1 pseudogene is annotated in these 655 nt (G+C 60.2%); it reads right to left on the reverse strand.

The features are described 5' to 3' along the window. Positions 1–46: 46 nt before the first annotated feature. Positions 47–655, reverse strand: a pseudogene (locus FCS21_RS15740) (phenylacyl-CoA dehydrogenase); the annotation flags it as partial.

The raw sequence follows: 655 nt of genomic DNA on the forward strand, positions 1-655 counted from the left end.
CGCCGCTCCCAAGGGAAGCGACGGTTTCAAATGAACCCGGTAAGGCTTAGTAAGCCAGGCCGAAGTCTTCTTCTTTCATGTCCATCAGGTTACTGGCGCCCGACAGCATGGTGGCCACGTGGGTACGGGTCCGCGGCAGGATGCGCTGGAAGTAGAAGCGCGCGGTTTGCAGCTTGGCGGTGTAGAACGCTTCTTCGCTGGTACCGGCGGCGAGTTTTTCGGCAGCCAGGCGCGCCATGTCGGCCCAGAAGTAAGCCAGGCACGCGTAACCGGAGTACATCAGGTAATCCACCGAAGCGGCCCCCACCTCTTCGCGGTCTTTCATCGCGGCCATGCCGACCTTCATGGTCAACTCGCCCCACTCTTTGTTCAGCGCAGCCAGCGGTGCCACGAATTCCTTGACCGCGTCGTTGCCTTCGTTGGCCTGGCAGAACTTGTGCACGATCTTGGTGAAGCCCTTGAGCGCTTCGCCCTGGGTCATCAGCACTTTACGGCCGAGCAGGTCCAGTGCCTGGATGCCAGTGGTGCCTTCGTACAGCATGGAGATACGGCTGTCGCGAACGTTCTGCTCCATGCCCCACTCGGCGATAAAGCCATGGCCGCCATAGATCTGCACGCCGTGGTTGGCGGATTCAAAACCGACTTCGGTCATGAA

The sequence above is a fragment of the Colwellia ponticola genome (assembly GCF_005885605.1).
Taxonomy (GTDB): Bacteria; Pseudomonadota; Gammaproteobacteria; order Enterobacterales; family Alteromonadaceae; genus Colwellia; species Colwellia ponticola.